Annotated in this window: 23 protein-coding genes; 16 read left to right on the top strand and 7 right to left on the bottom strand. The window is 51.1% G+C overall.

The features are described 5' to 3' along the window. Positions 1-5 precede the first annotated feature (5 nt). From GOC95_RS00645 to GOC95_RS00655, 3 genes are all read right to left on the bottom strand, one after another. Positions 6-959 (bottom strand): PDR/VanB family oxidoreductase, encoded by a 954-nt coding sequence (locus GOC95_RS00645; RefSeq protein WP_275354998.1) that lies wholly within the window; start codon positions 957-959, stop codon positions 6-8. Next, a complete protein-coding gene (locus tag GOC95_RS00650; RefSeq protein WP_275355000.1) occupies positions 956-1,561 on the bottom strand; it encodes a dimethylamine monooxygenase subunit DmmA family protein in 606 nt (201 codons plus the stop codon). Before GOC95_RS00650 ends, GOC95_RS00645 begins: the two co-directional genes overlap by 4 nt. Positions 1,562-1,658: 97 nt before the next feature. Next, positions 1,659-3,125, bottom strand: coding sequence for an NAD(P)/FAD-dependent oxidoreductase (locus GOC95_RS00655; protein WP_275356368.1), 1,467 nt, complete (start codon positions 3,123-3,125; stop codon positions 1,659-1,661). A gap of 332 nt (positions 3,126-3,457) precedes the next feature. Between GOC95_RS00655 and GOC95_RS00660 the strand changes: the two genes are divergently transcribed. Then, positions 3,458-5,782 (top strand): aminomethyltransferase family protein, encoded by a 2,325-nt coding sequence (locus GOC95_RS00660; RefSeq protein WP_275355001.1) that lies wholly within the window; start codon positions 3,458-3,460, stop codon positions 5,780-5,782. Between the two features lie 178 nt (positions 5,783-5,960). Here GOC95_RS00660 and GOC95_RS00665 read toward each other — a convergent pair whose 3' ends face one another. From GOC95_RS00665 to GOC95_RS00675, 3 genes are all read right to left on the bottom strand, one after another. Next, entirely contained in the window at positions 5,961-6,377 is a 417-nt protein-coding gene (locus tag GOC95_RS00665; protein ID WP_275355002.1) for a DUF393 domain-containing protein, read from the bottom strand. Positions 6,378-6,500: 123 nt separating this feature from the next. Continuing rightward, entirely contained in the window at positions 6,501-6,974 is a 474-nt protein-coding gene (locus GOC95_RS00670; protein WP_275355003.1) for a transcriptional repressor, read from the bottom strand. Between the two features lie 8 nt (positions 6,975-6,982). After that, the gene (locus GOC95_RS00675; protein ID WP_275355004.1) at positions 6,983-8,569 is read right to left on the bottom strand and encodes a YdiU family protein; all 1,587 of its coding nucleotides are present in this window, start codon (positions 8,567-8,569) and stop codon (positions 6,983-6,985) included. 211 nt (positions 8,570-8,780) lie between these two features. Here GOC95_RS00675 and GOC95_RS00680 point away from each other — a divergent pair, with 211 nt between their 5' ends. The 9 genes from GOC95_RS00680 to GOC95_RS00720 all read left to right on the top strand — a co-directional run bounded on the left by GOC95_RS00680 (position 8,781) and on the right by GOC95_RS00720 (position 19,609). After that, positions 8,781-9,248: an archaeosortase/exosortase family protein gene (locus GOC95_RS00680; RefSeq protein WP_275355005.1), complete on the top strand. Its 468-nt coding sequence runs from the start codon at positions 8,781-8,783 to the stop codon at positions 9,246-9,248. Next, positions 9,233-9,793, top strand: coding sequence for a hypothetical protein (locus GOC95_RS00685; RefSeq protein WP_275355007.1), 561 nt, complete (start codon positions 9,233-9,235; stop codon positions 9,791-9,793). Before GOC95_RS00680 ends, GOC95_RS00685 begins: the two co-directional genes overlap by 16 nt. A gap of 139 nt (positions 9,794-9,932) precedes the next feature. Further along, positions 9,933-12,056, top strand: coding sequence for an IPTL-CTERM sorting domain-containing protein (locus GOC95_RS00690; protein WP_275355008.1), 2,124 nt, complete (start codon positions 9,933-9,935; stop codon positions 12,054-12,056). Positions 12,057-12,149: 93 nt separating this feature from the next. Beyond that, complete coding sequence (locus tag GOC95_RS00695; protein ID WP_275355010.1) at positions 12,150-14,051, top strand: RNB domain-containing ribonuclease; 1,902 nt, start codon at positions 12,150-12,152, stop codon at positions 14,049-14,051. Continuing rightward, positions 14,044-14,835: a polyamine aminopropyltransferase gene (locus tag GOC95_RS00700; RefSeq protein ID WP_275355012.1), complete on the top strand. Its 792-nt coding sequence runs from the start codon at positions 14,044-14,046 to the stop codon at positions 14,833-14,835. The genes GOC95_RS00695 and GOC95_RS00700 overlap by 8 nt, the downstream gene beginning before the upstream one ends. Next, positions 14,828-15,979, top strand: coding sequence for a class I SAM-dependent RNA methyltransferase (locus GOC95_RS00705; RefSeq protein ID WP_275355014.1), 1,152 nt, complete (start codon positions 14,828-14,830; stop codon positions 15,977-15,979). Before GOC95_RS00700 ends, GOC95_RS00705 begins: the two co-directional genes overlap by 8 nt. A 291-nt stretch (positions 15,980-16,270) precedes the next feature. After that, the gene (locus GOC95_RS00710; protein ID WP_275355015.1) at positions 16,271-18,514 is read left to right on the top strand and encodes an EAL domain-containing protein; all 2,244 of its coding nucleotides are present in this window, start codon (positions 16,271-16,273) and stop codon (positions 18,512-18,514) included. Positions 18,515-18,548: 34 nt separating this feature from the next. Continuing rightward, positions 18,549-18,923 carry a nucleotide pyrophosphohydrolase gene (locus GOC95_RS00715; RefSeq protein WP_275355017.1) on the top strand — a complete coding sequence of 125 codons (375 nt, stop codon included), beginning with the start codon at positions 18,549-18,551 and terminating at the stop codon, positions 18,921-18,923. Between the two features lie 191 nt (positions 18,924-19,114). Continuing rightward, positions 19,115-19,609 (top strand): YbaK/EbsC family protein, encoded by a 495-nt coding sequence (locus GOC95_RS00720; RefSeq protein WP_275355019.1) that lies wholly within the window; start codon positions 19,115-19,117, stop codon positions 19,607-19,609. A 108-nt stretch (positions 19,610-19,717) separates the two neighbouring features. Here the strand turns inward: GOC95_RS00720 and GOC95_RS00725 are convergent, their stop codons facing one another. Beyond that, positions 19,718-20,158 (bottom strand): hypothetical protein, encoded by a 441-nt coding sequence (locus GOC95_RS00725; protein WP_275355021.1) that lies wholly within the window; start codon positions 20,156-20,158, stop codon positions 19,718-19,720. Between GOC95_RS00725 and GOC95_RS00730 the strand changes: the two genes are divergently transcribed. The 6 genes from GOC95_RS00730 to GOC95_RS00755 all read left to right on the top strand — a co-directional run bounded on the left by GOC95_RS00730 (position 20,157) and on the right by GOC95_RS00755 (position 24,326). Further along, a complete protein-coding gene (locus GOC95_RS00730) occupies positions 20,157-20,360 on the top strand; it encodes a hypothetical protein (protein WP_194746865.1) in 204 nt (67 codons plus the stop codon). The genes GOC95_RS00725 and GOC95_RS00730 overlap by 2 nt on opposite strands. A 9-nt stretch (positions 20,361-20,369) precedes the next feature. Continuing rightward, positions 20,370-21,209: an aminodeoxychorismate lyase gene (gene pabC / locus GOC95_RS00735; RefSeq protein WP_275355023.1), complete on the top strand. Its 840-nt coding sequence runs from the start codon at positions 20,370-20,372 to the stop codon at positions 21,207-21,209. Continuing rightward, positions 21,196-22,200, top strand: coding sequence for an endolytic transglycosylase MltG (gene mltG, locus GOC95_RS00740; RefSeq protein ID WP_275355025.1), 1,005 nt, complete (start codon positions 21,196-21,198; stop codon positions 22,198-22,200). The genes pabC and mltG overlap by 14 nt, the downstream gene beginning before the upstream one ends. 29 nt (positions 22,201-22,229) lie before the next feature. Next, complete coding sequence (gene tmk / locus GOC95_RS00745) at positions 22,230-22,835, top strand: dTMP kinase (protein ID WP_275355027.1); 606 nt, start codon at positions 22,230-22,232, stop codon at positions 22,833-22,835. Next, positions 22,829-23,839, top strand: coding sequence for a DNA polymerase III subunit delta' (holB, locus tag GOC95_RS00750; protein WP_275355028.1), 1,011 nt, complete (start codon positions 22,829-22,831; stop codon positions 23,837-23,839). Before tmk ends, holB begins: the two co-directional genes overlap by 7 nt. A gap of 124 nt (positions 23,840-23,963) precedes the next feature. After that, on the top strand, positions 23,964-24,326 hold the full coding sequence (locus GOC95_RS00755) for a PilZ domain-containing protein (RefSeq protein ID WP_275355029.1): 363 nt from the start codon (positions 23,964-23,966) through the stop codon (positions 24,324-24,326). The last annotated feature ends 23 nt before the right edge of the window (positions 24,327-24,349 follow it).

The raw sequence follows: 24,349 nt of genomic DNA on the forward strand, positions 1-24,349 counted from the left end.
TCCTGTTAAAGATTAATTTCTAAGGAGTGGCATTTTGCGCGCGAGACGCAAGGCATAATCTTTTTGCCAGCCGCCTTGTCTGCCTCTGATAAATAGTGATCTTGATGCACCAGCACGCCATCAGCACGGATGACTTCCAGCTCACAGCGGCCACATGCGCCGCCACGGCAAGAGTAGGGCGCATCCACCCCTGCCGCTTCAATGGCTTCCAACATACTCATTTCTGCGGGGACATGAACTTCAATGTTAGATTTTGCCAATTTCACTTTGAATGGTTCACCTGAAGGGGGCGCTAAAAATTGTTCGCTATGGATATGATTTTCTGGCCAACCCAGTGATCGCGCCGTTTCAATTAAAGCAACCACCATTGCATTCGGTCCACACACATAGACGTGGGTGCCAAGGGGTTGTTTGCTTAATAGCGCTTTGAGATCAATGCTGAGTCCTTCGCTCTCGACATACACATGGACTCTTTCAGCGCATTTTTCTTTCAGGGCAGAGGTGAATGCCGCGTGATCCTGAGAGCGATAGGCGTAATGCAATTCGTAATTGGCTTTGGTCTTGATTAAATCTTCAATCTGCGACATGAATGGGGTGATGCCAATGCCACCAGCGACGAGTAGATGTTTACGAGCTCTTTTATCCAGCGCGAATAAGTTGTTTGGATACGTGATTTCTAATTGAGAGCCAATCTTGACCTCGTGATGGAGGTAAGCCGAGCCGCCTCGTGAGTGCTCTTGTAGGCGCACGGCAATGTGATAAGCATCAGGCGCCTGCGGAGAGCCCATCAGTGAGTAAGGGTTGCGATGGAGTCGGCCATTGATGTTCATCGCAACCACCACATGACTCCCCCCTGAAAATGGAGGGAAACTTGCGCCATCCTCCCTGATAAAGGAGAACTGCTTAATCAACGGAGTGATTTGCTGAATATTTGAAACAACAACTTTAAATGTACTCAAGGATAAATCTCCTCAATGCTTGGAATCTGCCCAGGGTCTTCAGCGTCCACCATCAGCCCCATATAAGCACCAAGGCGTCTAGAAAAGTGGTCTCTGACAAACAGTTGTTTGCCGCAGCCATCACATTTTTTGATATTGGTATGCGCTTCATAAGAGATGGTCTTGCAATGCACGCAATAGATAGGCCGAGCTAAGGTGCCAACGAGCTCTTTGATGATGTCACTGTCATCAATGCCATACTTGTCAGCCATTTGAGCCACCTGCCAGATAAAGCGCTCAGAGCCTGCCACGTAGATGCGTAAGCCCATGCATGCACTGGATAAATGGGCCTCAAATGCAACGAGAGACTCCTCTGTCGTTTCAAACATCAACAGCGCATCCGGCACGACCTTGCTTAAGGGAATGCTGATATCCTGTTGCACAACGGGGTTTCTCGCATAGAGTACTTTGGTAGGGTGCTCTGGATGCATTTGCTGGAATAACTTCATTGCCGCCAGGCCCCCGGCACTGCCTTCAACCAGCACAATATGTGCGTTTGCCTGTTGTTGCCAGACCAAGGTTGAATAGACCGGCTTACTTCGAATCCAATATCCGCGTTCCATGGTATTTTTCCGTCGTATTTTTATGTAAAATCATATGCTTAATAAGGGTTTTTCCTGTATAGGATGAAGTGAGCACCTAGAGAACATATCCTTTAATTTAAGCCTCTTTCACCGCAGGCAATTCACTTTTATCGGAGAGATACGCCTCCAAGGAGTCGTCCAACGCTTCTAACCAAGGTGTGTGATGGGGTGGGGACATGGTGCCCGTCATCAAGGAGCGATAAGAGTGATCACGGAAAGTCATGATGTTTTGCTTTTTATGATACTTCCATTCCAGGAAGGTCTTGTTGACCGCAGGAATATCAAATGACGGATAATCAGTGGCATCGATCAGCTCCTGAATATAGTCGCCTTGGTAGGTGTACATTTCTTCCGCTGTTTGTAGCGCCAGTTCTTTTTCACGCCATAGCATGCTATGCGCTTTCATCTCGGCTTTTGCCGGTAATTCAATACGTCCCAAAATAATGTCTCGCACGTACCAAGCCTGCGCATCAAACATATTGAAGGAATACCACTGATCCTGCATGCCGATATAGAAGAATTTTGGATTGTCTTCCCATGCAACGCCTTTATACAGGTTGAGTGGCCAAAGTCGATTGTTGGTTTTTAGGCGTAAATCATCTGCGAGGAATGGAAAGTGATGTAAATAGCCGGTGCACAGAATAATTGCATCCACTTTTCGCGAGCTGCCATCGAGAAAATAAGCAGTATCCGTATCGACTCTGACCAGATTGGGTTTTTCTTCCCAGTTTTTTGGCCATTTATAATTCATCGGTGCGGTGCGGAAACAGCTGATGATGCTGCGTGCCCCATATTTGTAACATTGCGAGCCTATATCTTCTGCTGAATAACTGCTGCCGACCAATAGAATGTCTTTGTCTTTAAACTCCAGGGCATCGCGGAAATCATGGGCATGCAGGATGCGGCTACCAAACTTGTCAAAGCCTTCAAAACTCGGGATTTTTGGAGTAGAGAAATGCCCGGTCGCGCAGACCACATAATCAAACTCCTCTGCGTAAACGGTATCCGTGGTGTGATCTTGCACAGTCACGGTGAACTTCTGAGTCGCCTCACTAAAGACGACATTGCGTACGGCCGTGTTAAAGCGAATATAATCGCGCACACCTGCTTTCTCAACGCGACCTTTGATGTAATCAAACAACACTTCGCGTGGTGGGTATGAGGCGATCGGCCTGCCAAAATGCTCTTCAAACGTGTAGTCGGCAAATTCCAGACACTCTTTGGGACCGTTAGACCAAAGATAACGATACATACTGCCATGGACAGGCTCGCCATGTTCATCTGTCCCTGTACGCCAGGTGTAATTCCACAACCCACCCCAGTCGCTTTGCTTTTCAAAGCACACAATTTCTGGAATTTGAGCGCCTTTTGCCTGGGCTGATTGAAAGGCTCTAAGCTGTGCGAGGCCGCTAGGACCCGCGCCGAGTATGGCTATTCGCGTTGACATTAGGATTCTCCATAAATCTGATTGATTAGATTGCGCCGCTTTTAGAAGCGCGATGTCGCTAAAGTAACCTGCTTCACCAAGATGAAAAATCCTCATCAAGAAGTACTCCAAATTGGGTAAGTGATGGTGAGGTCATCCCGTTGATGAGGCCGTAGCTGGAGATGTGTTGGGTCTGTTTTGATAACCGCGCATAGGCCAAACCTTGTTAATACACCGGAATCGCTGGCGCTTATGCATTGTTGACATGGCTGAGTGAAGCCGAAGCCTAATACCAAAGTGGTACGCCATGAGGGTAATTGAATCTCATGCCGTCAAAGTCAATATTAGTGCATTGGATAACGGCCTATGAATGAATATCAACCTCTTAATAGATATCCATAGGATAGGCACGCTCTTAACTTGGACACTTCGTAAGACATGGTGAATCGATGCAAGCAATCAAAGAACAGCAGTGGGGGGAGGACTATTATTTTGGCGCTTCCTTCACCAAGCCTATTAGCAAGTACCGTCTGGATGGACAACAGGCCATTCAATTATCGCTGAGCGCAGGCGACCAGCTTGAAATTCTAAGCCCAGACAAAGTGCAAAGTACTGAGCTGATTGTATTGGATGCACATGGCACATTGGCACCTGCGTTACTCGATAAGCGTCCGCCAGGCGTCGCGGTAGGTATTCAACAGCAACTTCAGCAGCGTGGTGCGGCCTCCCAAAGGCTGCGTAATCAATTAAACACATGGCAGCTGGATGACGCTTCTTTACAGCAAGCAATCAAAGTGTCAGGTGCAGAGCATGCCAAATTTACAGCGGCAAACGATTTGACTGTCGTGATTGTCGCGGCTGGTCCAAACATGTCTGTTGAAGCGCACACGCCAGTCACCGAAGTGGACATTACCGTGACTTACGCCAATCTGGCAGAACCACCCTTGCCAGCACCATTGGCGCCAATCAAGCACGAGTTGAGGGTTGACCGCGCCACGGCACAGACCTATGAAGTCAAAAAAGGCGAATGGATTCAGATTATTGATGTGTCTGGCAAGCAATGCTCGGATTTTATTGCGTTTGATAAACAGGCTTTGGAAGAAGGCAGCGTGTTGGGACTGGATGCGACAGCGACCAGAACGGTGATGGGCTTGAGCAATCCTGTACCCGGATTGCACTCACGATACCTTGGTTCGGATCTGAAACCCATGATAGAAGTGGTGCAGGATACCGTGGGTCGGCACGATAGTTTTCTACTGGCTTGTACCCCCAAATATTACGAGGACAGTGGCTATTTCGACCATGCCAGTTGCACCGACAACTTTAACCAACGATTGGCTCACTATGGCATTGCACCACGGGCGGGCTGGCCAGCGATTAATTTTTTTTTTAACACCTTTATTGACGCCTCGGGCGCCGTGCTGATGGATGAACCGTGGTCACGGGCGGGAGATTATATTTTAATGCGTGCTGAGCGAGACCTTGTCTGCGCCTCTTCTGCTTGTCCTGACGATATTGACCCTGCCAATGGCTGGCATCCGACCGATATTCATGTACGTATTTACGATGCTGCACAAGACTTTCCACGCGCCATTGCCTATCGCAACACTTCTGAGGAGCTGCCTCGCATGACCAAACCTTCTGGTTTTCACCCCCGAACTTCCGCAATGACCAAAAAATTTATCGACTATGCAGGCTATTGGGTGGCCACTGAATACGATGGCTGGGGGACGAATGCAGAATATCTCGCCTGTCGTGAGCGCGTGGCACTGCTAGATTTGTCGGTGATACGCAAATTTGAAATCGTCGGCCCTGATGTGGTGGCTTTTTTGCAGTATGTATTAACGCAGAACATCAGCCGCATGGCCATCGGTGAAATTGCGCACTCGGCGATTTGTCTTGAAACCGGTGGCATGATCGATGATGGCACCATATTCCGTATGGGGGAACAGGCTTTTCGCTGGTGTTGTGGTGCGGAATACACGGGTATCTGGATGAGGGAAAGGGCACAAGAAAAAGGCTTTAAAGTCAGCATCCGCAACGCCAGCGCACAGCTAGACAATCTCGCTGTGCAGGGTCCGAACAGCCGCGAGTTGTTAAGCAAGCTGATTTGGACCCCGGAGAGTCAGCCCTCGGTTGAAACACTCAAATGGTTTCACTTTACGATTGGCCGGCTAGGAGGGGCTGCAGGCGTACCCGTGATGGTTTCCAGAACCGGATACACAGGCGAACTGGGCTATGAAGTCTGGTGTCACCCCGATGATAGCGAAGCATTATGGGATGCTGTGTGGCAAGCGGGTCAGCGCTTTCAGATTGCCCCTATGGGGTTGAATGCACTTGACATCCTGCGTATTGAAGCCGGCTTGAGTATGGCTGAGCACGAGTTTGACCACAGCACCACTCCATTTGAAGCAGGCACTGGCTTCAGTGTGCCTTTAAATAGCAAACAGGAAAACTTTATCGGCCGTGAAGCCTTGTCGCGGCAAGCGCCCGAGAGCCGACATCGTTTAGTCGGCATGATTCTGCAAGGGGGCGATCCTGCCAGTCATGGTGATCATGTGTATCATGGCCGTTTCCCGGTTGGCATCGTCACCAGCGCCACTTATTCGCCATTGATGGGAAAACAGATTGCCATCGTGCGCGTGGCACCCGATTTTTCCAGCATAGGCACGCGCCTGGAAATAGGTAAGCTGGATGGGCAACAGAAACGTTTGGCGGGAGAAGTTGTGAGGTTGCCTTTTTATGACCCCAAGCGCGAGAAACTACTAGCATAAGGCTGATGAGACACGTAGATCCTGTGTCGTACATGGTCTTAATGCCTTTGTGTTGCTGGGGGCGTTTCTCCCAGCTGAATTGTGATGCATACACATAGTCAGTGCATCCAGCATGGCAAAGATTTAGAGTGTAAGGGTCTTTGCCAGACCAATCACTAAGGTCATTGTGATGAGTCAACTAGCGCGGCTTGGCGTTTTTTGAGATGAGCTTATGCAACAACCACGGTAAAGGTGTTTTGCTGAGCCACTGACGATGGTCGGCCACCCACGGATAGGCTCGGCTAAGCAAGGGCCTTAGTATTCGACTGGACCAGAATTTGCCCATCTTTGTGAAGCCTGTCACGGTGTATGCCGCGGCAAACACATCGACACCATTGATCCAGCGTCCCATGGCGTCTTGCGCGTGAATCCTGTTCATCAGGGCGTCACGCGTGACCGGGCAACTGTCGGGTAACTGCATTGCAGTTTGCGAACAGTCGACCAGTATTAACTGGTTTGTATCATCAGCTTGCTTCAGCGTCTCCATTTCAGTCCGACACAAGGGACAGGAGGCATCGTAATAAATGGTCAGCGGAAAGGTAATTTGTGAGCGCATGATTAAGTTCTCAAAGGGGTTCTGCTAGATTAAAGCGCTGGTCTTAGCCCTTGAATCAACTCACTTATGAGCACCAAAAATCACGCAAGTTCGCGTGCTCATTGCGCCTACAACACTAGCAGGTTAAGCGTGTGCGACAGCAGCTGCTTTCTGGCAATCCGGACACAATCCCTTCAAGCTAATCTCAATCGTTGATACCTGATAGGTATCGAATATTGCCTGTGGGATATGCGCAGCGAGTTCGTGTATGCATAACACGGTGCCGCAGGACTGGCAGAGCAGGTGGGCGTGGCCGTGGTTGTTAAGCATGCCTGGAGAGGAGGTGCTCGGCGTTTTAAAGCTGCGTTTGGGGCTGTTTAACTGGTATTTCCAGGCGCGGTCTTCGGTGGATATCTTATGAATCAGCGCGTTTTCCTGTAACCAGTCGAGGACGCGATACACCGTGACCCGGTCAATTTCTTTGACGCCTTGCAAGGCGTTGAGGATTTCAGGCTGGCTCAAGGCGGTATGCGAGTTGATCAGCGTTGTGAGCACGGCCGTTCGTGCTTGTGTAGGGCGTAACCCGGCTTCTATTATCAATTGTTCAGCGGTAACCATGGCTAAAATTATGAACTACACGACAGCATGGAGCAACCCGCCTTTTGTCTTGCCCAGTCCGGGCGCTTTTCCGCAAAGTGCTCTTTGCCAGGCTGCAGGGTATACGGGTGGCGTAAGACTTCTAGCAATTCCAGCAAGCGGCTATTGTCGCCAGTCATAGCTAAATCAATGGCTTCTTGAGCCAGGTAATTGCGCAGCACATAGACCGGATTGGCGGCAGCCATGCGGTGCTGGCGTTGCTCTAATGATTGCTGGGATTGCGCCAGGCGTTGGCAATAAGTCATGAGCCAGGCCTGGATATCCTGGTTAAAATCTTGCCAGCCTTTTTGCGTGTAAAAAGCGTTTTGCAGCGTGCTCACTTGCGGCTGTTGCAGGTCAATCTGCGCAAGGTGGGTAAAAAATAGTGTCTGGTCAATTTCGGCACGGGTCATGATCTCAAAAATCTGGTTGATGAGCTCGCCATCCCCCTCTTGCCAGCGCTCAAACCCAAACTTGTCAGCGAGGCTGCTGGTGAGGGCGCGGAAGTAAGTCTGGTCATAGGTGGCGATTCCGTCCGCCAGGCCTTGTGTGGATGGCAACAGCGTACCTAAGGCCTCTGCCAACCGTTCCAGGTTCCAGCGGGCAATATCGGGTTGGCGGCCAAAGCAATAACGGCGCCCTTGTGCGTCGGTGGTGTTGGGTGTCCAGCCGGGGTCAAAATTATCTATCCAGCCATAAGGGCCGTAGTCTATGGTCAGGCCCAGGATAGACATGTTATCGGTATTCATCACGCCATGCACAAAGCCCACACGCATCCAGTGCGCGATCATGACTGCCGTACGGGAACACACTTCTTCAAACCAGGCTTCAATCAGCTCTGGGGCTGGGTCATTCACATCCAGCGTCAGTCCAGTTGAGGGCCACCAGTCGGCAAAGTCCCGGTCCAGGGTAAAGCTAATCAGGCGTTTTAACAGCGCGAATTCTTCACGGCTGGCCAGCAGCTCAAAATGCCCAAAACGCGTAAATGAAGGGGCCACGCGGCAGACAATGGCGCCAGGTTCCAGCTGCGGATGCCCATCGTAAAACATGTCACGCACCACCTGGTCACCGGTTTTGACCAGGCTTAAGGCGCGCGTGGTCGGCACGCCTAGATGGTACATGGCTTCCGAGCATAAAAATTCGCGCAAGCTGGAGCGTAATACGGCACGGCCATCTGCCGAGCGCGAGTAGGGGGTCTCGCCTGCGCCTTTAAGTTGCAATTCAAAACGCTTGCCGCCATGCACTAACTCACCCAGCAAAATGGCACGTCCATCGCCCAACTGACCCGCCCAATGCCCAAACTGGTGGCCGCCATAGCGGGTGGCATAGGTAAACATGCCGTCCAGCATGCCATTGCCACCCAGCGTTTGTATCAGTTCGCGGTCTTGCATGTCGGTGGCTGTGAGTCCCAGCATCTCGGCCACTTCTGCGCTATAGGCGATCAGTTGCGGATCTTTGACCGGGGTGGGTTGTACGGCAGACCACAGGCAGTCACTGACTTGTCTGGTGTAGTTGTGGCGGATAGGGTCGCCCGGTAGTTCTCGGACAAAACGGTTATCAAAAGTTAAAGGGCGCATATGAAATGGACAATGCCGTGCATCAATAGTGCTTTAATCATAACATTTTCATCCATGCTAAACTCTGGCGCATCAAATCTCGTGCCTTTGCAGTGTTCGCACAAAACTGTTTTTGAAAGTCGTTTCCCCTATGAACCATCTGCAAGGTTTAAGTTTTCAATACATCAAAAAGTTGAAAGGTGTGCTGATATTTTTTTGTCTGTTTATCGTTATGCAGCAAATTTGGTTGAGTGTTGCCGATACCGGCGTAGGGGTATGGTGGATCAACGAGGTCATTACCCGGACATTGGCTTCTACGATAGGCTGGCTGGCGGACGAACAAGTGACGGTGGCAGGCAGCCTGCTGACAGGCGCACATGCCAGCATGAATATTGCCAATGGCTGTGATGGGGTGGACATGATGCTAATGTTGATCGCCGCACTGTTAAGCTCAACATTAAGCCTGCGGCAAAAGCTGCTGGGTGCCTTGTATGGGTTACTGTTTTTATTTTTAATCAATCAACTACGGTTGCTGCTGTTGTTTGAGGTATTGCAGCACGATCGCCAGCACTTTACCTTTACCCACGGTATTCTTGCGCCTTTTTTAATGTTGGGCGCCACCGGAATATTTTATGCATGGTGGCTGGCCGCCTCTACCCAACCTCTGGCGGATGATGAGTCCACATGCGCTTTGCAATAATGTTTTTCTGTTATGTCTTGGGCATTGGGCTGGCGCTCAATGCATTTTTCAGTCCCTGTATCCAGGCACTTTTGCCACTTTTTAAAGGGCTATTGACTTTGATTGATGGTCGTTTCGAGGTGATCTCTGCCCAGGTGACGACAGTAGGCGATGCGCAAGTCATCGATTTTGAGGTGAGATTGGCAAAGTCTTTCTGGTTGGGCAAACATTTTATTGCAGTGGACCCCAGCGGCGTTGCGCATGCCAGTACGACGCTGGTGCATCTTTGGCAAAGCCTGGCGGTATGCCTCGCGCTGATCTTGTCCTGGCCAGAGATCCTTATGCGTAAACGCTTGCTGGCACTTGCTTACGGGCTGTTAGGTACGCTGCTGGTGTGGTGCATCGATGTGCCATTCGTTTTGCTGGCGGCCTTGTGGCAAATGATAGATGCGCACTATGGCATTGCAGACTTTTCAATTTTGACTGATTGGCAGCAGGTACTTGAAAACGGTGGCCGGTTAATATTGGGATTGATGATCGGCTGTTTGGCCATTTTCTTGGCTTAGCTGCTTGAGAGTACAGCGGTGGCTTGCCATGGCCCCTCAATACCCGCATCCTGCTGGGCATGGTTCTGCCTTCATCAAGCCTTCATAAATAAAAATTAGCATCTGTAAGCTACTGACAATTCATTATTGATAGCGCACGATGCCTATTTTACTGCTGTATTTCCTCATCATTTTTTCTACCTGTTCTCATGCAGCAGACATTGAGCAAGAAATCCTGACCCGTTTTAATCAGGGCGAGACACAGGATTTAATTGTTGAATATGATGATGCATCTGTGAATAAAAGCCTGATCGCAACCCGCTTGAATAAGCGGCTCAAGACCGATAATGCCGATGTGTTGGCAATCAAGCGCAAGGCGTATGCTTCGCTTAAAAGCCAAATGAAAACGCTAGAGCTGCAGCAGGGCATCCAGGCAGTCAAAGACTATCCATACTTGCCACTGAGCTTAAAGCGTTTTAAATCACTCAGGTCGCTCAAAACCTTCATGGCCAATGGCAACATCAAGGCCGTGTATGTTGACCGGATCATGCACAAGGTACTCACGCAGAGCTTGCCTTTGATCAATCAGCCTGTCGTCAGCCAGGTCAACTACAAGGGGGCAGGGGCCACTGTGGTCGTGATTGATGACGGCATAGACTTTACAAAATCGGCGTTTGGTCCTTGTACTGCTGTGGCGACGCCCTCGGCGACGTGTCGTGTGGTGGTGGCTAACACCATCGTCAATTCTGGCACAGCCAATGCCAGCCCAAATCATGGTAGCAATGTGGCGGCGACGGTCTTGGGCGTGGCGCCAGAGGCCAAAATTGCAGCAATCAATGTCTTCAATAATAGTGGCGGCGCTTATACAAGCGATATTTTAAGTGCGATCAACTGGGCGGTTGCCAATCGATCCACATACAACATTGTGGCCATTAACATGAGCTTGGGGGCGTCGGATAAAAATACCAGTCCCTGCCAGTCCAATCCTTTTACCAGTCCGATACAACGGGCAAAGGATGCCGGCATTAATGTGGTGGTTGCCGCAGGCAATGATGGATACCTGGATGGCATCAGCACACCTGCTTGCGCACCAGCGGCCATTTCAGTCGGGGCGGTGTACGACAGTAATGTTGGAGGCTTGGCCTATAGTAACTGTACCGATACGACTTCGACCGCGGATAAAGTCACTTGTTTTTCAAACAGTGCCAATTATTTAACCCTGCTGGCGCCGGGTGCTTTAATCACCGCAGCAGGGATCACGATGGCAGGGACTTCTCAAGCGTCTCCGCATGTGGCTGGTGCGGTCGCCGTGTTAAGGTCAGCGTTTGTTAATGAAACAGCTGATCAAATTCAAGCGCGATTGACCAGCTTTGGCAAACCTGTCACAGACAGTCGTAACAGTCTTGTCAAACCCAGGCTAGATTTAAGCGCTGCAGCCCGTCCGCAAAATGATTCATTTTCTAACCCCGCCTTGATGAGTGGCGACTCTGGCAGTGTCAGTGGCACCAATCTGCTCGCGACGGCAGAAGTGAGTGAGCCAGCCCATGCCGACCTGGCAGCGCAAAATACGGTCTGGTTGCAGTGGACGGCACCAGCTTCTGGCCAAGTAACGCTTACCGTCAATGGCAGCGTTGCGAACCCCAGACTTGCGGTGTATACCGGGACAGCAATCAGCGCATTAACGCCTAAAGCAGGCATTGATAATGCGAATTCCCCCCTGTATTTTCAAGCTAGCGCAAATACCCAATACCATATCGCCCTCAACACCAATCAAACGGATGCCGGTAGTTATCAACTGTCATGGCAATTGAACACGCAGGCAAATGCCAATTTATCCGTCACTTTTAGTGGCCCTAACCAACAACTTGCGGTGGCCACGCCTTATCTTTACACCTTAACTGTTGCCAATGGCGGGCCCTCAAATGCCACCAATGTTGCCGTACAACTGAGTTTGCCAACGGGGGCGGATCTGGTCAGTGCAGACCAACGATGCAAATTGCAGGGCAGAACACTGACTTGCCGCGTTGCACAGTTGAATGCAGGGAGTTCAAGCAGTTTTAATGTACAACTGTCGTGGAGCAATACGCAGGATGTCCCACCGTTGGCCATCTCTGTGAATTCTGACTTGGCGGATGCTGACACTGGCAATAACTCGACAACATTTTCGTTACCAGCCACTCAGGCCTCCACAGTGACTGATGTGCCGACGCTGCCTGAGTGGGGGCTCATTCTCCTGGCTTGTATGTTGATTTTTTTGAACCGCAGAAACCTCCAGAGAGTTTAGCGCTCCCTTTTCTTTTTTCATCTCGGCATTTCTTGCACGCTGAATCAAACGCGCTAAGGTATCATTACGGCTGTATTTTAAAGAATCAGTTGAATGAACGTATTTTATGAAGAGGATGGCGGCTTTAAAGTCGCCTCCATCATGTCCGAGGCCGATAGCAGCATGCAGGTCGAAGCGAGCTCGGGCAAGCGCAGCAAAATCAAAACCGCCAATGTCTTGATGCGGTTCGAGGGGAGTTTGTCCGGTTTTCTGGAGGCCGCCCAGGCCGAAGCCGAGACCCTGGATACCGATTTTTTATGGGAATGCTGTGGCGAGGATGACTTTGGTTTTGAAAGCCTGGCCGAGGAATACTATGGCGGCAAACCGAGTCATCAGCAAGCTGCTGCCATTGCCATCAAATTGCATGGCGCGCCCATGTATTTTTACCGCAAAGGCAAAGGACGCTACAAGGCTGCGCCTGAGGACACGCTGAAAGCGGCATTGGCGGGGATGGAGAAAAAGCGCCAGCAAGCTGAACTGTTGGCACAGATGGTTGCACAACTCAAAGCGCACAGTCTGCCAGACGGCTTTGCCAGCAAGCTGGACCAATTGCTCTACGCGCCGGATAAAAACAGCCTGGAGTGGAAAGCGCTGGATCAGGCAGCCAGCGAACTCAAGCAACTGCCGGTGCAAGTGCTGCATGGCAGTGGCGCCATTGCCTCGATTCATGATTACCATCTGGGGGCGTTTTTACGCGAATATTTTGCCAATGGCACGGAGTTCCCGCCGTTTACACTGGCCGATCTCCCCGAGGCGCTGCCTTTGTCAGCGGTACAGGCCTTTAGTATTGATGACAGCACCACCACCGAAATTGATGATGCCTTATCGGTGACCGCGCTGCCTAATGGCAATACGCAGGTCGGCATCCATATTGCTGCACCAGCCTTGGGTGTGTCGCCGCATGCGTCGCTGGATAATGAGGTCATGAAGCGGCTGTCTACGGTATACATGCCCGGGCATAAAATTACCATGTTGCCAGAAGCGGCCATCCGTCCGTTTAGCCTGGATGCCGGCCAAGTAAAGCCGGCTTTGTCCCTGTATCTTGAAGTGGCACCTGATTTCAGCATTGTTAGCCATCAAAGCCGTCTGGAGCAGGTAACCATCATCGAAAACCTGCGCCACGACACGCTGGAGCCTTATTTTAACGAGCAGACGCTGACCGAGGACAGTGGCCATCCGCTGTGGCAACCGTTGGTGTTTTTGTTCCGCTTTGCCGAGAGCCTGGAAAAAGCGCGCGGTAAATATGACCCGACCCGGCCACAACCGGTGGATTACAATTTTTATGTGAGCGAGGGTAAGGTCAGCATTATCAACCGCCAGCGCGGCTCGCCCATGGATAAACTGGTGGCCGAGCTCATGATTGCCGCCAATAGCCAGTGGGGCCTGTTACTGGCGCAAAACGAAGTGCCCGGTATTTATCGCGCACAAAATGGTGGCAAAGTGTACATGACCACCAAGGCCGAAGGCCATCAGGGCCTGGGCGTGGCGCAATATGCCTGGTGTACCTCGCCGTTGCGCCGCGCGGTGGATTTGATCAACCAGCGGCAACTGATCAGCGTGTTGACCCTGACGCCGCCAGTCTACCCGTCCAACAGTGATGAAATTGTCGGCCATATGCGCAATTTTGATCAAACTTATAATGCCTACAACGAGTTCCAGACGCGGATGGAGCGCTACTGGTGCTTGCAGTACCTGATCCAGGAAAACATCACTGAAATCGACGCAACGGTCTGGCGTGAGAATCTGGTACGCCTGCAAAACTTGCCCTATATGACCAAGGTACACAGTTTGCCAGCGACCAAGCCCGGCAGCAAAGTCCGGCTGGCGGTGCAAAAAGTCGATACTTTACTGATGGAGCTGGACTGTAAATTCCTGCACCTGATCGAAGAGACCACAGAACCCTCAACGGAAGCCGAGGCTGTGGTGGAAGCAAGCATGGAGGCGCCTAATGTTTAAATTTAACCGTAAAGTGCACAAAGCCGTCTCCGACTTTGAAATGGTGGAAGTCACCGAAATGGATGGCGTGCGCTCCATGCACTTGGGCTCGCCGACCATACAGAGCAGTATGAGCGTGAAAGACCCGTATGCGCTGGTCCTGGCCTACTCCTGGGGCGCCCTGAGCAGCTTGTTGTTCAAGCCTGCCGCGCGCAAACTGTTGCTGGTTGGGCTGGGCGGTGGGTCGATTGCCAAATATGTATGGAAATATTGTCCGCAGATCAAGCAAACGGTGGTGGAACTCAATCCGCAAGTGATCCAGGTGGCACGCAGCCATTTTTTTGTGCCGGATGACGATGCGCGATTACAGATCATCGAAGGCGATGGTATTGCCTATCTGCAGCAGCATCCTGGCAGTGTCGACTGGCTGATGATGGATGCCTTTGGCAGCAACGGCTTACCGCCAGACTTTTGCACTCAGGCTTTTTTTGACGACTGTGCCGATGCACTGACGCCGGATGGCTTGTTTACGATTAACCTGTGGGGCTCGGACAAAAAGTTTGATATCTACATGCAGCGCATGGAGCAGACGTTTGACCAGCGCGTGCTCATGATGCCTACCGGCAAGCCCGGTAACATCATCGTGTTCGGCTTTAAAGCCGAACTGCCCATCCCGGATCTGGCGACGTTGCGCAAACGTTCGCAAGACGCTATGCAGACGCATCGTATCAACTTTCCAGACCTCATAGACCGCCTGCAAGGCGCAAACCCCAATAACGGCAAGGAGTTTCAACTCGGTGGCTAATTTTCTGAATCACTTTTTCGCAACCTGCCCACGTGGCCTGGAAGCCATTCTCGTCGACGAACTCAAGCAGAGCGGGGCGCGCGACATTAAAGCCACCGATGGCGGTGCCAGTTTTAGCGGCGAGTTGTCGGCGTGCTATCACACCAACCTGCATTCGCGTGTCGCCACGCGCATTCTCATGCAAGTGGGGCGGGGCCAGTATCTGAAAGAAGACGATATTTACCAGGGCGCGCTCAAAATTAACTGGCCTAACTGGTTTGATGTCAAACACAGCATGATGGTCAAGGTCACGGCCGTGCGCAGCCCGCTCAAAAGTCTGGAATTTATTACCCTGCGCGTCAAAGATGCCATTTGTGATAAATTCCGCCAGGCCGTTGGCAGCCGTCCTAATATCGATACGCGTGAACCTGCGGTCCGCGTGCATGTATATCTCACCAGCGACAGCTACCAACTGTATGTCGATACTTCCGGCAACCCGCTGTACCAGCGCGGCAACCGCAAAAACAGCATAGAGGCGCCGTTGCGTGAAAACCTGGCTGCGGGCATCCTCAAGCTCACCGGCTGGCAGCCGGGACAGGCCTTGCTGGATCCCATGTGTGGCAGTGGCACCTTTTTGCTTGAGGCGGTGATGATAGCTCTCAATATTGCGCCTGGTTTAAATCGCAATTTCGGCTTTGAAAAACTCAAAAACTTTGAATCTGATACTTTCCGTAAAATCCGCAATGCCGCGGCCAAAGCTGCCAAGCCGGTCAGTTTCCAGAGCATTTACGGCTCGGATATGGATTTACGTGCCGTACGCGTCACCAAGCAGAACCTGGAAATGGCGGGCTGGCTGGACGCCGTACAACTGACACACTGGGAATTCACGCAAGTGGTGCCACCCGCTGACAGCGGTGTCCTGGTCGCCAACCCGCCTTATGGCGTGCGTATTGGTGAAGATGAGACCTTGGCCGCCTTGTACCCCGAAATGGCCGCTGCGCTCAAACAGAAGTTCTCTGGCTGGAATACCTATTTCCTGACCAACGACTTGCGCCTGCCCAAGCTCATGCGTCTGAGCCCCAGCAAGAAAACCCCACTGTATAACGGCCCATTGGAATGCCGGTTGTTTGAAATTAAGATGGTGGCAGGAAGTAACCGTAAATAGGGCAGTTGTATTCTTATCCGTCGATGCCTTATGCATGAATGTAGGTCGAATGTATTCATCCGTTGCAATCTCTAGTGTCTGTGAAGGACGACAGGCGCTGGCAGATTGCATTGCAGTCTCAAAGTGCACGCTTGGATCAAATGTTAATAATTGTTTTATCTGAACCGCATTTCTATTGTTTAGTATAAATTATAGTGGCAAATATTATCGTTAGCATTTCTTATGCTGAACGTGATTAAGCAGATTTAAGTCGTCACATTTCAACAACTAAGAATCAACTAAGAGGCTGCTATGGATGCTTTGTTGAGTTTGTTGGTCCCTGATAACTTCATGCCCCATGGCCATTGCTATTTATGGACGCCCGTCCTGTTGTGGATGTATGTTGTTTCTGACAGTGTCATTGCGATTTCTTATTATACGATTCCGATGGCATTGCTTTACCTGGTTAAAAAACGCGCGGACTTGGAGTTTAACTGGGTATTTTTCATGTTTTCCCTGTTTATCTTTGCCTGTGGAACAACGCATTTGATTGCAATTGCAACCATTTGGGAGCCAGCCTATTGGCTTGATGCCACAATGAAATGCTTAACAGCAGTGGCTTCAGGGATCACGGCAGTGATGCTGTGGCGCTTGATGCCAGTTGCGTTGACGATTACCAGTACCAAGCAGCTAAAAACAACCATTGCCAGGCTAGAGTCCGAAGTGCAGAAACGATTGCTCGCAGAACAGGCCTTGGCAAAATTGAATTTGAATCTTGAGCATCTGGTCAAGGCGCGTACAGAAGATCTGAGCAATATCAATGCGAGTTTAAGGCTGGAGATTGAGCAAAGAAAACGCACAGAACTTGAGCTGTTTAACCAGAAACAATTGGCAATTGTCACGCTGGAGTCCATCGGCGATGCGGTGATCACCACCAATATGCAGTCCGAGGTGACTTATCTGAATCCAGTGGCCGAAAAAATGACAGGATGGAGCAAAGCCGAGGCAATGGGGCGGCCGATTCTGGAGGTGTTCAGGATTTTGAATGAAAGCACCCGCAAGCTGGCTGCTAACCCAGTGGATGTCGTGCTGGCGCACAACAAGGTCTGCGGACTGGCCAATCATACCTTGCTGATCGCCAAATCTGGCGCTGAATACGCGATTGAAGATTCTGCGGCGCCGATTCGTGATCAGGATGGCAACATTCTAGGGGTCGTGCTGGTGTTTCATGATGTGAGTGATGCACGTCAGATGGCACAAAAAATGACCTACCTTGCCGAGCATGATTATCTGACCGACTTACCGAATCGACTGTTACTGACAGACCGTATTACGCAAGCGATCAGTGCAGCGAAAAGAAGGGGTTCCAAGCTGGCCATTCTGTTTTTTGACATAGATCACTTCAAGCGGGTGAATGATACCCTGGGCCATGAAGTGGGCGATCAATTGCTCAAAGTATTGAGCAAAAAGCTGCAAATGTGCATTCGTGCCTCTGACACGCTCAGTCGCCAGGGCGGGGATGAGTTTGTAGTGTTGTTGCCAGAGTTAACAGATGATGCCGTCCCAGCCGAAATCGCACAAAAAATACTGTTTTCCATCAAGGACCCGATCAGCATCGCAAATCACGAGTTGTTTATCACGGCCAGTATTGGGATTGCCGTATATCCTGATGATGGCGACAATGTCGATGTGCTGACACGCCATGCGGATGCGGCAATGTATCATGCCAAAAATTCAGGTAGAAATAATTACCAGTTTTTTACCAAGGAAATGAGTGCACGTGTCGCGGCTCAGCTTACGATGGAAAACAGTTTGCAAAAAGCAATATCAAACAATGAGTTACTGCTTTTTTATCAGCCAAAAGTCAGCATCAAAACCGGCAAGATCATCGGCGCTGAGGCTCTGATCCGATGGGTGCATCCGCAATGGGGCATGATGATGCCAGATCGTTTTATCAAGATTGCCGAAGACTCTGGCTTGATCAGAGGCATTGGTCACTGGGTATTGCGGGAGGCGTGTGCGCAAAATAAAAAATGGCAAGATTCCGGTTTGCCCGAGATTCCCATCGCGATTAATGTTTCGGTGGTTGAGTTGCACCATGCGCACTTTACACAAGAAGTGACTAAAGTGTTATTACAAACGGGCCTGCAACCCTATCATCTCGAACTGGAGGTGACTGAAAGTGTTGCGATTCAGACTGAGGTGACCGTGATTAACGATTTGAACAAGCTCAAAGAGATGGGTGTCCGGTTATCAGTAGATGATTTTGGGACAGGATATTCCAGCCTGTCATATCTAAAGCTATTGCCGGTAAATACCATTAAAATCGATAAAAGCTTTATTCGTGATATACAAGTGGATGCTAACGATGCGGCAATTGTCACTGCGATTATCAAAATGTCACAAAGTCTGGGATTAACAGTGATCGCAGAAGGGGTAGAAACCCAGGCACAGCTCGAATTTCTGCAATCGCATGACTGTGACGAGATGCAAGGTTATCTATTTAGCCGACCCTTGCCTGCCGATGAATTTGCAGCGCTGCTTGCGCAGCAATAAAGCTTCCTATCTTATTGTTTTATTGAGTTTATTTATGACTGAACACCAACACCAAACGACTGACTCTTTACTGAATTTGCGTGAGCGCATAAATGCATTTGTGCAGGCACGTGACTGGGCGCAGTTCCATTCCCCAAAAAATCTGGCCATGGCCATGATAGTTGAGGCGGCAGAAGTGGTTGAGCATTTTCAATGGATGACTGAGGGCGACAGCCGCCAGTTGGATGCCGCCACGCGCGAAAAAGTTGGGCAAGAGCTGGCCGACACCTTTGTTTATCTGCTGCGGATTGCCGAGGTGTGTGGCATAGACTTGATTGCGGCCACCCATGCCAAGATCGAGTTGAATGCGCAAAAATACCCGGTTGAGAAATGCAAGGGGAGCAATGCTAAATATACAGAATATCAATAGGACACTTCTATAAACTCAATTTCCGTCGCTATACTGCGTTGCGCATAAAAAATGTCTCCTTATATATCCACTATATGCGGCGTCAAAACTTTTTAGTCGCGCCTTGTCTGACTTAGCAATTTGAATTGATAGAAGCACCCACGCATTTAAATGTTGAATTTAATGTAGTTTGTTATATTGAAGGAATAGCCATGCGTGTAAGTTTAGATTCCCCGGTAACCCGTTTGCTCGAGCAGCAACACATCGCGTTCGAGGTCATCGAAATCCCGCTCAGTGAAGACAAAAAACCAATTCGCAGCCTAGAAGAGCTGCTAACAGCACAAGGTCTGGATACACAATCGGTCGTGCGTAGTGTCGTGTTTAAAGGGGAGCATACTGGCTTTAGTCTGCTCGCTGTGGCGGGCGCTGGCCGTGCCGATTGGGCCTTGTTGCGCGCGCACTTGAGTGAGCGTAAGTGCCGTATGGCAGAATATGACGAAGTACCTGAGGCCACCGGCTATGTGGTTGGTGCAGTGCCGCCGATTGCTTTGCCCGCTGGCTTGCGCGTGCTGGTTGACCAAAGCGTGTTGAGTTACGATCGGGTGGTGATTGGCAGTGGTGTGCTGGGCTATGCACTGGCGCTGAGTGGCAGTGATTTGCAAGCCTTGTTGAGCGCATACCCGGTTGGGCAGTTTGTGAAGGTTTAACTTCAGCTTAGAAGCGCGCAGCATTAAGCGCCTGGCGTCGCAGGGACGTTAAGAATCGCCCGCTGAGTGGTGAGTCCAGTCGTCAGTCAGGCTCAACGGCTTGCCGACTTATTTGTTGTTGAAGATCGTATTCAGGGAGTTACTTTTACTGCGCTCGACCATCACGGCTGCCTGACCTGGGTTCTTGCTGATGGTGCTAGCCCAGTCCTGACTGCTGCTGCCTGACTCCTCAGTGTTATTGCCAAGCATACCGGGCAGTGCATCCTGATTGGCGTCGTCGCTGTTGTCCCCAAACATTACTGTAGCGTTGTCGAGCTGGTACTGGCGCAATTGTTGCATCAAGCCTTGCGCTGTGTAGGTTTGTGGCGCCTGTTGGCCCCCAAGGATCACTTTGGCGCTTTCAACAGCGGCTTCTGCCGCGGTTTGCGGCGTCTCAGCCTGTTTGCTGTCTGTGGTTTGCACCTTGCCGGTCGCAGCACTGTTATCCGTGTTGTAAGCCTTGTTCAATAACGACGACACATTGCTGTTTTGTATACTTGAAATAGACATGATCGAAGCCCTTAATCATTATTTCGCTCACATTACCGCGTATCTTGTTAACGGCATGCCAGAAAAAAACTTTAGAACACCCTTTAATTCTTTTAATTTGCCGCATTTTTCCAGTGTGCTGGCCTGCATTTTTGGCCAGCCACCCGTCAGTGCCAGCAGATTTATGGTAAGGTTCAGCCTTGTTAGAAACACAGATATTTAATGGCGAAACATGAGTTTGGTGCGTTACTGCGTGAATGGGAGACTGGTGAGCGGCGTGAGCCCGACCAACCGCGGTTTTGCCTATGGCGATGGCATATTTCGCACCATGCGCCTGCTCGATGGTGAACTGCAAGACTGGCCCCTGCATTATCAAACCCTAGTTGCGGATTGCAGCAAAATCCTGATGGTCTGTCCGTCGGCTGAATTGCTGATGCAAGAATTCAAAAGCCTGATGTCTGCCGGAGAGGATGAGACCAAATTATCCGGCGTAGTCAAAATCATCATTACGCGTGGCGATGGTGCCCGCGGCTATGCGCCCCCCGCCATTTCCGAACCAACCCGCGTGTTTGTCTGGAGCCCTTTGCCAGTCTATCCTGAGGCCATATACACCCAGGGGGTCGCGCTCTATCAGTGCCAGACCCGACTGGCCAGTCAGCCTTTGTTAGCGGGCATCAAGCACTTAAACCGGCTAGAAAATGTCTTGGCCCGGGCCGAACTAAAAGACCCCCGCTTTTTTGACGGCTTGATGCTTGATTACCAGGATCAGGTGATCGAAGCGGTGAGCGGCAATCTTTTTATTCACAAGGCCGGGCAGGTCATGACCCCGATATTGGACCAGTGTGGCGTGGCCGGGGTCATGCGGCAAAAAATTCTGGACTGGTATAAAACGCAAGGCCAGCCGGTCAGCTTGACCCGGTTGACCGTACAAGATGTGCTCACTGCCGATGCCGTGATTATCACCAACAGTGTCTATGGCGTGTTACAGGTGACGCAGCTTGATGCGCAGCCATTGGCACACAATGATTGGGGACACACCCTCAGAACCCAGTTGCATTATGTTGTTCATTAAACGTTTTTTTCAATACAGTCTGGCCTTGTTGGGCCTGACGATACTGGCATTAGCCATCTGGATCGTGATCTTTTTGATCCGCCCGCTGCCCATGGCCTCAGAAACCATAGGCATGCAAATTCCTGCCGGGGCCAGTGTGCGTGCGATTGCCGACCAGCTGGTGGCTTCAGGCGTGCTCACCGAGCCTTACAGTTTTTTGCTGGTGGTGAAACTCACGGGCAGTGCCAACAAGTTGCAGGCGGGCGATTATGCCTTTAACACGCCCTTGCAAGTGATGGGCCTCATTGATGTGCTCAAGCATGGCACGTTTGACCAGTTCAAACTGCAATTGACCGAGGGTAAAACCTTTGCCGACTTCAGGCAAAAGCTGGCGCAAATGCCGGGTATCCGCCACGACACGCTCATGTTGTCCGACCAGGAACTGATGCAACAGGTGAGCGGCCAGAACGATGCCCCCGAAGGCTGGTTTTTCCCGGATACGTATTTTCTGGATGCGCAAAGCAGTGACCTAGATTTGTATAAGCGCGCTTATCAAAAAATGGTGCAGCACTTGAATCAGGCGTGGGAGCAACGCGCATCGGGCCTGCCTTACCGTACCATGTATGAGGCCTTAATCATGGCCTCGATTGTAGAGAAAGAAACCGGTGTGGAAGAAGAACGGCCGCAGATTGCCGGTGTGTTTGTGAACCGCCTGCGCAAAGGCATGCGCCTGCAAACTGACCCCACCGTGATTTATGGCATGGGCACGCGTTACCGTGGCAATATCAGCAAAAAAGACTTGCTGGCGGATACGCCGTATAACACCTATACGCGCAGCGGCTTGCCGCCGACGCCGATTGCTTTGCCTGGCCTGGCCTCAATTCAGGCGGCATTGCATCCGGCCAATACCAACGCCTTGTATTTTGTTGCCAACGGCCAGGGCAGGCATGTGTTTGCCGCGACACTCGAAGCGCATAACCAGGCGGTGCGGGCGTACCAGTTAAAAAAATAGTTGTCGTAAAGTTAAAGGGAAATCGGGACATGGCAGGGTTGTTTATTACGCTGGAAGGCATGGATGGCGCGGGTAAAAGTACGCATATCCCCACTATTCTGAAGTTGCTGCAAGCGACCGGCAGAGAAGTGGTGTCCACGCGCGAACCCGGCGGCACGCCTTTGGGCGAAGAGCTGCGTGCCTTGCTCTTGCATCGTGAGATGCATGTGGAGACAGAGTCGCTGCTAATGTTTGCTGCGCGCGCCGAGCATTTGCAGCAAGTCATTCTGCCAGCCTTGCAGCGTGACGCGATTGTGCTGTCAGACCGTTTTACCGATGCTTCTTATGCGTATCAATGTGGCGCACGTGGCTTGGCCATGGAAAAAATGCAGCAGCTTGAGCAGTGGGTGCTGGGCGACTTGCAACCAGACCTGACCTTGCTGTTTGATGTGCCGGTCGAGGTGAGTCTGCAACGGTTGGCGGGCGCACGCACCCCGGATAAATTTGAAGCGCAGGGCTCGGCGTTTTTTGAGCTGCTGCGCGCGCAATATCTGGCGCGGGCTGCCCAATATCCGCAACGCTTCAGAGTCATAGATGCCAATCGCCCCCTGCTTGACGTGCAGCAGAGTGTTGTAGAAATCATCCGCCAATGTTGATGACCCAAGAATACCCATGGCAGGCCACGTTATTTGCACAATGGATGCAAGCTGGCCAGTCACGTCACCATGCGCTGTTGTTGCATGGCAAAACCGGCATCGGCAAACTGGCTTTTGCGCGCGCGATGGCCGCTGCCTTGCTGTGCTTGCAGCCTGAACACGGCCATGCTTGCGGTCAGTGTCAGTCTTGTCACTGGTTATCCGAAGGCGCGCATCCTGATTTTAGGGAGATCACGCCAGAAGATGAAGACAGCGCTGAGGGCAGCAAAAAGAAAACCCGCAAGCGGCAGCAAATCCTCATCGACCAGATTCGCGCCTTGCATGATTATTTATCGCTGAGCAGTCACCGTGTTGAAGGCATGCGCGTGGTGTTGATTCACCCGCTGGAAGCCATGAATGTCGCGGCGTCCAATGCCTTGCTCAAGTTGCTGGAAGAACCGCCGCAACGCACGCAGTTTTTGCTGGTCTCACATCAAAGACAAGCGTTGCTGCCGACCATCCTGAGCCGCTGCATGCAGGTGGAGATGCCAGTGCCCAGTGAATCACAAGGCTTGCAATGGATGCAGTCACAAGGCATTGCTCAACCCGAATGGCTCTGGCACTACAGTGGCGGGGCGCCGATTACCGTGCTGCAAGACGACCTGGACTGGTATGCCTGGTATCAGCAGTTTCAACCGCACTTACGCCGCGGTGCCGAGATTGACGTGGTGGCTGCGGTGCCGGTGCTGATCAAGCAAGGCATGGAAGCGGCGATACAAGTGCTGCAAAAGTGGTTGCTGGACGTTTGGTTGTCCTGCCATCAGCAACCCTTGCGCTACCACCCTTTAGAGGCTGCAGCTTTGCAGGGGCTGGCCGGGCGTGTGCAGTTATCGCGGCTGCTGGCGTTTCAGCAACAGCTAAATCGTTTTAAAATGACCGCACAACATCCGCTCAATCAGGAGTTGCAGTTGGAGCAGCTGTTGTTGCAATACAAAAAAATATTTGAGGATAAACCGAATAAGTGAGTGCGCGAGATCAGGTGCAAGGCGCGCGGTGTTAGAAACAACAACGTGCAACGCAGTATTGTGCTCAAGTAGTCACTATCCCTGTATCCTTCATTAACCGCTCACGTACTCTGGAGCTGATGTCATGACCGAGATGCAACCTTCTGCAGCGGCAAAACCTGGTGTGTTGTCGCTGGCGATTCGTGAAAAAGCCGCCCTGTTTGCGGCGTATATGCCTTTTGTCAAAGGTGGGGGCTTGTTTATCCCCACCAGCAAGTCTTTTAAGATGGGCGAAGAAGTGTTTATGTTGCTCACTTTGCTCAATGATCCAAACAAGCTCAAAGTGGTAGGTAAGGTGATCTGGATCACGCCGCAGGCGGTCAACAACAAGCCGCAAGGCATAGGCATTCAGTTTAGCGACAAAGATGGCGGTGCCGAAGCCAAAAAACGGATTGAATCTATCTTGGGTGCCGCACTCAAATCTAGCCGACCGTCGAATACCATTTAGTGATTAGCACGCAGACAGAAAGA

It is taken from the genome of Methylophilus sp. YYY-1 (genome assembly GCF_029132825.1).
GTDB classification, from domain to species: domain Bacteria; phylum Pseudomonadota; class Gammaproteobacteria; order Burkholderiales; family Methylophilaceae; genus Methylophilus; species Methylophilus glucosoxydans.